Genomic DNA, 8,067 nt, shown 5'->3' with positions numbered 1-8,067 from the left:
CGAGAGATGCTGCTCGTGTCAATCGAAGAGGCCGCGGCCGCGCAGAGACTCGAGCATCTCGGAGACCTTCTCGTGGTCCGCTCGCGGCAGCCGCTGCCGCAGCGTTGCGGCGAGCTGGTCGGCCACGTCGTCGAGCGTGACGTCGCCGAGCAGGGTCGCGATGTTGACCGAGACGCCGAACAGCTCGGCGACCCGCGACGCCATGAGCGTGGCCGAGACCGAATCGACGCCGATTTCGGCCACCGTCCTGCCGGGCGAGAGTTCGCTGGCCGACGGCTGGACTTCCCGGACGAGGTCCACGATCAGCGCCAGGAGCGGCGCCGCCCACGGATCCCGATCGGCCGCACGCTCGTTCGGCGCGCGATCCGGCGTTCGGCTCGCGCGACGCGCGTGCGTTCCCGTGAGCACGGCCCGCCGCGCTTCGCCGCGCTGGACCTTCCCGCTCGTCGTCTTGGGGAGCTGATTGCGCCGCAGCCAGACGATGCGGGCGATCGGGAGCTCATGCGCCTCGAGCACGGCCCGGCGCAGCGCACCTTCGAGCCGTTCGCGCTCCGCTGCCTGTTCCGCTGCGCCCTCGATCGCCACGACGGCGACCTCCTCGTCGTGCTCCTCGACGCCGAACACCGCCAGCCGCGCGTCCGCCAGCAGAGGATCGGCCGCGGCGACGGTGGCCTCCACGTCCTCCGAGAAGTGCTTCTCGCCCGACCGGATGAGCACGTCCTTCTCGCGCCCGATCACGAAGAGCTCGCCTCCGTCGAGGCAGCCGATATCGCCTGTCCGAACGAACGAGACGCCGTCCGATCGGAAGAAGGACGCGGCCGTCGCGTCCGTATCGCGCCAGTACCCGGAGGAGACGCTCGGCCCGCCGACCACGATCTCGCCCGGCCCGGTCTCGTCGAGCCGCCCGTCCGCGCGCGCGAACCTCAGAAGCGCGCCGCGGGCCGCGCGGCCGCAGCCGACGACGGCGTTCGTGCCGAGGCTCTCGACCACGCGCGTCCTTCGCTCCGGCAGGCCGCTTCGATCGCCGCTCGCCATGAGTGTCGATTCGGCGAGCCCGAAGCACGGAAAGAACGCCTCCGGCGAGAAGCCCCGGGGCGCGAAGGTCCGGGCGAAGCGCTCGAGAGTGGACGCACGCACGGGCTCGGCGCCGACGACCGCGTAGCGCCAGGACGAGAGATCGAGCGGTCGTGCGCCGTCGCCCTCGCTCCGGCAGCACGTCTGGTAGACGAAATCCGGAGCGCCGCTGTGCGTCGCCCGCGCCGCGCTGATCGCCTCGAGCCACAGACGCGGGCGCCGCCCCACCTGCGACGGATCCAGGACGACGACCCGCGCGCCTTCGGCCAGGGGGGCGAGCAGGCCGAACACGAGACCGAAATCGTGGTAGTGCGGCATCCAGTTGACGGCGGTCGAGCTCTCGTCGAAGGCGAAGGTCGCCTGTATCGCGGCGACGTTCGCTCGTATGTTGCCGTGGGAGATCATTACGCCCTTGGGGCGCCCCGTCGAGCCGGACGTATATTGAAGGTAGAAGACGCTTTGCGCGTCCGCCGTCTCGAGCCAGCGGCCGTTCTCGTCGGCGACGAGAGCCCGGGCGTCGCCCTGCGGCACGTCCGGGGGCTGATCCTCGCCATCGTGCAGCAGGGTCGCGGGCTCGCAGTCTCGGGCGACGGCGTTCTGGAGAGCGGCGCGGCGCTTCGACGAGGCGGCGAACAGCGGAACGGCGATCACGCCCGCCCGCCCGCAGGCCATCAGGGCGGCGACGAAGAGGGCCGGATCCCGTATCGTCAGGAGAACGCGATCCCCCTGTCCGGTACGGCCGGAGAGCCAGGACGCGATCGCTCTCGTGCGGCGCTCCAGCTCGCCGTAGGAGACGGCGCGCCCGTCTTCGGATCCGTCGTAGGCGCAGACGGCGACACGCGACGGCTCGGCTGCCGCTCGCTGAGCGATCCTGTCGAGGATGGAGGCCGACGATGTGATCATGCTGGCGGTTTCCTGCGCAAGAGGTCTCCGTTCCCGCGCGGGCGCCCGCGCGGGTCGGTTCTTGTCGCGAATGGGTCGGCGAACGGCGCGCGAAGGTCTCGCGGCCGCTGGTTCAGGCGCTTCCTTCCATCGAGCGACGCAGGCTGAGCGGCCTCATGTCCGTCCAGACGGTCTCGATGTGGGCGAGACATTCCTCCTTGGTGCCGGCCTTGCCCTCGGCGCGCCAGCCGGCGGGTATTTCCCTCTCGTCCGGCCAGATCGAGTACTGCTCTTCGTCGTTCATCACGACCTTGTACGTCTGTTCTTCCGACATCGGTGGAACTCCAGAGGCATTGTCCGAGTGGGCGAGAGGTCGCTGGGCTTGCGGTCGTTCGATCAGCCCGGGTCGACCCTGGCGCGGCCCACGCCGTAGGCGGGGCCGTCCGTGCGTCCCGAAAGCCGAAGGCTGCGCGCGCGCGCGCTGGCCTCCGCGAGATCTGCGAGGAGGGGAGCGATCGCGCCGGTATGGAGCGGGTTGAGCGCCAGATGAATCGCCGCCGGTCGCAGGCTGCGTCCGAGATACCAGCCGCGCTCGAGCATCAGGTCGGAGACGGCGAAGACATCGAGGTCGGGGTCCGCCGACTTGATCAGGACGATCGAGAGTTCCGACGGCTCGTGAACGCACAGGCCATCGATGTCGGCGATGCCGCGAACGAGCCTTCGCTTGCTGTCGACGATCTGGCGCGCGATCTCGAGGTAGCCGGACTCGCCCAGCGCCTGCATCGCGGCCCAGGCGGCGGCCACGGCGCCCGCGGGCCGCGAGCCGGTGACGGTTCGTGTGCCGTAGGCGCCCCGTGGCCAGCTCGAGAACGAGAACTCGAGATGACGAAGCGCGGCTTCGTCGCGCAGGAGAAGGACCGACGCCCCGCGAGCGGCCATGCCGTACTTGTGGAGGTCGACCGAGATCGATCGAACCCCGCGAACCGAGAAGTCGAAATCCGGGATCGGGTGTCCGAGCCGACGAACGAACGGCGCCAGCATTCCACCGACGCACGCGTCGACGTGGAGCCACACGCCCGCCCGCGCGGCGATCTCCCCGAGGTCCTCGACCGGATCGAAGACCCCGTGCGGATATTGCGGCGCGGACGCCACCATCGCTGCGGTGAGCGGGTCCAGCGCGTCGGCCATGGCGCTCGGCACGGCACGCCCGCTCGCATCGACCGCGGTGCGCCGCACCGTCATTCCGAGATAGGCGCACGCCTTGTCGAACGCCGGATGCGCCGTCTCCGGAACGACGACGTTGAGCGCCGCGGGTGCGCCCTCCTTCGCGTCGCGGGCGGTCTTCAGCGCGAGGAAGATGCTCTCGCTACCGCCGGACGTGAAGGCGCCGGCCGCGTCGGACGGCGCCTGCATCAGCGCCGCGACCATCGCGACGACCTCGTCCTCCAGCTCCGCGACGCTGGGGAAGGCGTCGCCGCCGAGCGCATTCTCGACGAAGAACTCGCGATACGCCTCGGCGAGGAAATCCGTGAACTGCGGATCCTTCTCGTACACGTAGAAGCCGACGCGCCCGCGACGCCAGTCGTAGTCGGCGCGCTTGCGCGTCCGCAGCATCTCGAGAACCCGAGATGCCGGGACGCCCTCGGCGGGCATGCCTGACGGGCGGATCATGTGGATCGCTCCCGCGTCACCGCCGAGACTGCGATGCCGATCGCCACACGTCCGGGCTGGTTCGCCCGCCCGCGCGATCCGCGCCTGGAAGCTTTTTCGGAGTGCATGGGGCGGCACCGACCCATGGATGAGAACAGACGCATTGCAAACACGTCAAAGCTGTGTCGTTCAAGTTTGGCCATGACCGTGAGTGACTCAACGTCTCGAAATGCCTATTCAGGGTAAGCGTCTGGTGCGAGTGGGTCAAGCGTTTTTTGTAACGCGAGGTCGCTTTGATCCCGGGTCTTAATAGCTCCAGATCGTGTACTATGAACACCTCAGATCGCGTTTGGTCACGTTCGTCGAACCCTCGCGCGTTGCGCGATCGCGCCGGCGACCGTTACCCGTAAAAGTTGTGATCGTCTCGTCGCCGATCGGTGATGCGGCGCGCGACGTAACGGACCACGAGCGACATTTGCTCATTGATGAAGAAATGACCGCCCGCAAACATCTGCAGCCGAAACTCCGCGCTGGTGTGCCGACGCCACGCAGCGAGCGTCTCCTCGGGCGCCTCGGCGTCGCCCATGCCTCCGAGCGCATCGACCGGGATCTGCAGCGGCGCGCCGGGCGCAAATCGGTATGTGGCGCAGGCCTTGAAGTCTCTACGGAGGCGGGGGCGGACGATCTTCATCATCTCGTCGTTCTCCAGGACCTCCCGCGGCGTGCCGCTGAGCCGGCGCAGCTCGGCGTCGAACTCGGCGGCGGGCAGGTCGTGCCGAACGGCGCCGCTCGACTCGAGGTGAGGAGCGCCGTGTGCGCAAACGAACAGATGACGGGCGGAGCGCCGTCCGTCCCGCTGAAGGATCCGGGCGGTCTCGAAAGCGACGAGCGCGCCCATGCTGTGGCCGAGGAGGGCGAACGGCTCGTCCGGCGACCGGGCGATGGCGGCCGCGGCGCTTTCGGCCATGTCGAGGATGCTCAGGTCCGGGGGATCGAGATACCCGCCGGGAACCTCGATCGGCGACAGCGCGAGCCAGCCGGGTACGAGCGGCCCCCATTCGCCGAAGACGGACGGCGAGCCGCCCGCGTACGGGAAGAGGAACAGGCGCAGACGTTCGCTGCTCATGGCGCGACGTCCGCGGCGACGTCCCTTCGCGAGACGTCCGATTCGATCGCGCCGTAGCGAAACGTCACGATCCGATCGGCGGTGTGGAAGTAGTCGTCATCGTGCGTGATCGCGATCACGACCTTGCCCCGTGTCGCGAGCTCGGGCAGGATCTGCCGATAGAAGACGTCCCGGAACGCAGGGTCCTGGTCGGCCGCCCATTCGTCGAAGATGTAGACCGGCTTGTCCTCGAGCAGGGCGACCAGCAGCGCCAGGCGCTTGCGTTGTCCGGTCGAGAGGGCGGTCACGGTCGAGATCGCGCCGTTCTCGAAGCGCACCGCCCGCTCGATCTGGAGCCGGCGAAGCAGGTCGTCGATCTCGGCTGCGTCGCGCCCGTCGTCGTCCTCCGTGCGTCGATACTTGTCGAAGACGTGGAAGTCGTTGAAAACGGCGGCGAAATGTTGGGAGTACCAGACGAGGTCGCCGTCCGCCACCGGGGCGCCGTTGAGGACCATGCTGCCTTTCGCAGGCCTGTAGAGGCCGCTCAAGACCTTGGCGACCGTCGTCTTCCCCGAGCCGTTTCCCCCGACGAAGAAGACGACCTCGCCGGGCGTCAGCTCCAGGCTGACGGGGCCGGCTTCGAAGCCGGTCGCGCCCTCGTCGCCTCCATAGGCGTACACGACGTCGCGAAGCCCCAGCATGTGCACCGGGCCGTGACGCGCGACCATCGGAAAGTCCCGCTTCCGGTGCAGATCCTCGCCCAGCACGTCGAGCTGGTTCAGGCGCTCGATCGAGACCTGCGCCATCGTCAGCGTGCTGATGAACAGGACGATGCCTTCGATCGGCGCGGGGAGGTAGAGCACGACGACGGCGAACTTGGTGAGGACCTCCCGGTCCATCTCGACGAAGACGGGAACGAGAAAGACGACCACGCCGAGGCAGAGGAAGTAGAGTACCTGGCTGAGGGTCAAGCCGGAGGTGCTGTAGAGGGCGCCGATGAAGGAATAGCGGAAGTGTCGCCGCAGAAGGGTCTCGAACACCTCCTCGAAGATGAAGTGCTTCCGGCGGCGGTTGAGGGTCAGCTCCTTCACGCCGCGCACCATGCCCCCGGCGACGTCGTAGAGGTCGTCGCGCACCTCGCGCCCCCGGCGCTGGACGACGGCCGCACGGGCGAGGAGCCAGCGATAGATCGCGATGCCGATGCCGAGCACGACGAGCAGCGCCAGCAGGCCTTTCACCGAGACGAAGCCGAGATAGACGAAGGCGCCCGCGAGGACGATCACATTGCCGAACATGGTCGGCAGGCCGCTCAACCCCGCACCGATCCTGACGATGTCGTCGAAGATGAGGGCCATGATCTTGGGGGCGCCGAGCGCCTCGATACGCTCGAGCGGCAGTTGCAGAAGATTGCGCGCGAGGTTGTGGCGGATGCGCGAGATGGCGCGCATGGCGAGCCAATCGAGCAGGCTGCGGGAGGCGATTCGCGCCGCGATCAGGACCACGCACGCCGCCGCGAACCAGAGGCCGGTGGAGGAGAGCGAGACCTCGTCGCTGGACAGTGCCTCGCCGATCAGCTGGAGCGCGAACACCGTCGCCGCCGCCCCGAGCATGACGAGGGCGGTCGCCGGCACCAGAAGGGGCCCGCAGATGCGCGCCAGGAGGTTCACGACGTTCATGGATGGCTCGCGGATGGCGGCGGGGAAGACGTTCGCCGTGCGCCGCATCGGGCGCGGCGCCGTCGACGACGCCAACCTAGAGTTCCTTTCGGACAATGGCAACCTCTGCGAAAGCCGATCCGCGGCGATCGTGTCCGAGCGGGCTCGCCCCGCAGCCTCGAAACCGGCTGCGGCGACGCTGCTCGGCGCCGCCGCAGCCCGACCCGCGCGGGGTCGCGGGCGCCGGCGCGAGCCTCTCTCGGCGCGCGTGAGAAACGCAGATGCGGGCCGCCGCTCGCCGATAGACTGGAATTCGTACGGAGGTGAACGCCTGGAGATCCGTCGTCTGACTCGAGGGTCGCTGATAGAGACATGCGATTGCAAATTCTTGTACGATGTGTTATTGTTTCACTATAATTGTTTTCGTTCGAAAGGGTCGTCGGTGAGAAAAAACGTACTAGTCATTGGCTGCGGCACCGAAATATACCGCGGGTATATCATCAAATCAGTGAGCGAAAGATACAATGTCTTCATAATAAGCGCCACGGATGCGACCTGGGCCGAGCCGTACGCTGCGCAAATCCTTTACGTCGATGAGAATTCTCCGACGAGTCTCTTCGAATGCGTCAAAGAGCTGCGAGGCCGTCACCCCATAGACGGCGTGATGACCTGCGAGGAGCGTTACGTCGAGCTGACGACGGCCGTGGCGCTCGACCTCGAGCTTCCATGCAATTCGCTCGAAAGTGCATTCCTGTGCCGAGACAAGTACGGCATGCGCAGCGCATTCGCCCGCAACGGCGTTGCAACCGCATCGTGCGTATTGGTCCACGACGCGGACGGGGCCAGGAAGGCGGCCGAGGAAATCGGCTTTCCCTTCGTCGTCAAGCCGCGGGACATGAGCGGGAGCATCGGCGTGCGGCGGGTCGACGACCTCCGCTCACTCGAGGAGCACCTCGAATCGTTGTCGAAGGTGCTCTCCTCGGGCGCGACGCGGAGGAAGGGCTTCCTCGTCGAGGAGTTCCTCGAGGGGCCGGAGGTGAGCGTCGAGTGCGTCGTGCTCGACGGCCGGCCGGAGGTCGTCGCCATCACCCGCAAGACCGTCGGCTTCGATCCGTTCTTCGAGGAGCTCGGTCACGTGGTCGCTCCGCGGGAGCCGCTCGCGGAGACCCGCGCCATCGTCGAGGTGGTGCGCGCCGCGCACGAAGCCCTCGAGATTCGTCGAGGCGTCACGCATGCCGAGCTGAGGCTCACGCCGCAGGGCCCGCGCATGATCGAGATCGCTCAACGTCTCGGAGGCGATCGCATTCCCGAGCTCGTGCATCTCGCGACGGGCGTCGATCTGGCGATGGCCGCGGCCGACGTCGCCGTCGGCGGCGTGCCCGATCTCGCGCCGCGATCCGGGCGTGCCGCCGCGGTTCGTTTCGTCTATCCGCCCTACGACTGCCGGATGCGCGGCTTGCCTCCCAACGAGGCGCTCATGGCCATCCCCGGCATACGCGAACTCGGCTGGATCGCCGAAGCCGGGAGCGTCCACCGGCTCCCCCCAGGCGGGTATCTGGCCCGCCTCGCGCTCGTCGTCGCCGAGGGCGCGACCGGCGAGGACTGCCTGCGGACGCTGGATGCGGCCGAGCGCATGCTCGAGCTCGACCTCCTGCCGGCCTAGCTCCCCGCCGTCGCGCTCGTCGAGCGACGCCGCCGCTT

At 68.1% G+C, this 8,067-nt stretch carries 6 protein-coding genes; 1 reads left to right on the top strand and 5 read right to left on the bottom strand.

Going from position 1 to position 8,067, the window contains the following annotated elements:
* Positions 1-18: 18 nt before the first annotated feature.
* From ABL310_RS19545 to ABL310_RS19525, 5 genes are all read right to left on the bottom strand, one after another.
* Positions 19-1,977, bottom strand: a complete 1,959-nt coding sequence (locus ABL310_RS19545) for an AMP-binding protein (protein ID WP_349368669.1) — start codon at positions 1,975-1,977, stop codon at positions 19-21.
* A gap of 112 nt (positions 1,978-2,089) precedes the next feature.
* Positions 2,090-2,290, bottom strand: a complete 201-nt coding sequence (locus ABL310_RS19540; protein ID WP_349368668.1) for an MbtH family NRPS accessory protein — start codon at positions 2,288-2,290, stop codon at positions 2,090-2,092.
* 62 nt (positions 2,291-2,352) lie between these two features.
* A complete protein-coding gene (locus tag ABL310_RS19535) occupies positions 2,353-3,627 on the bottom strand; it encodes an aminotransferase class V-fold PLP-dependent enzyme (protein ID WP_349368667.1) in 1,275 nt (424 codons plus the stop codon).
* A gap of 379 nt (positions 3,628-4,006) precedes the next feature.
* Positions 4,007-4,732 (bottom strand): alpha/beta fold hydrolase, encoded by a 726-nt coding sequence (locus ABL310_RS19530; protein WP_349368666.1) that lies wholly within the window; start codon positions 4,730-4,732, stop codon positions 4,007-4,009.
* A complete protein-coding gene (locus ABL310_RS19525) occupies positions 4,729-6,387 on the bottom strand; it encodes a cyclic peptide export ABC transporter (RefSeq protein WP_349368665.1) in 1,659 nt (552 codons plus the stop codon). The genes ABL310_RS19530 and ABL310_RS19525 overlap by 4 nt, the downstream gene beginning before the upstream one ends.
* Here ABL310_RS19525 and ABL310_RS19520 point away from each other — a divergent pair.
* The gene (locus ABL310_RS19520; protein ID WP_349368664.1) at positions 6,386-8,029 is read left to right on the top strand and encodes an ATP-grasp domain-containing protein; all 1,644 of its coding nucleotides are present in this window, start codon (positions 6,386-6,388) and stop codon (positions 8,027-8,029) included. The genes ABL310_RS19525 and ABL310_RS19520 overlap by 2 nt on opposite strands.
* Positions 8,030-8,067: the final 38 nt, after the last annotated feature.

Source organism: Salinarimonas sp. (assembly GCF_040111675.1).
In the GTDB taxonomy this organism is placed as follows: domain Bacteria; phylum Pseudomonadota; class Alphaproteobacteria; order Rhizobiales; family Beijerinckiaceae; genus Salinarimonas.
The sequence above is the reverse complement of the archived record's forward strand: the minus strand, read 5'-3'. Positions and strand labels throughout refer to the sequence as shown.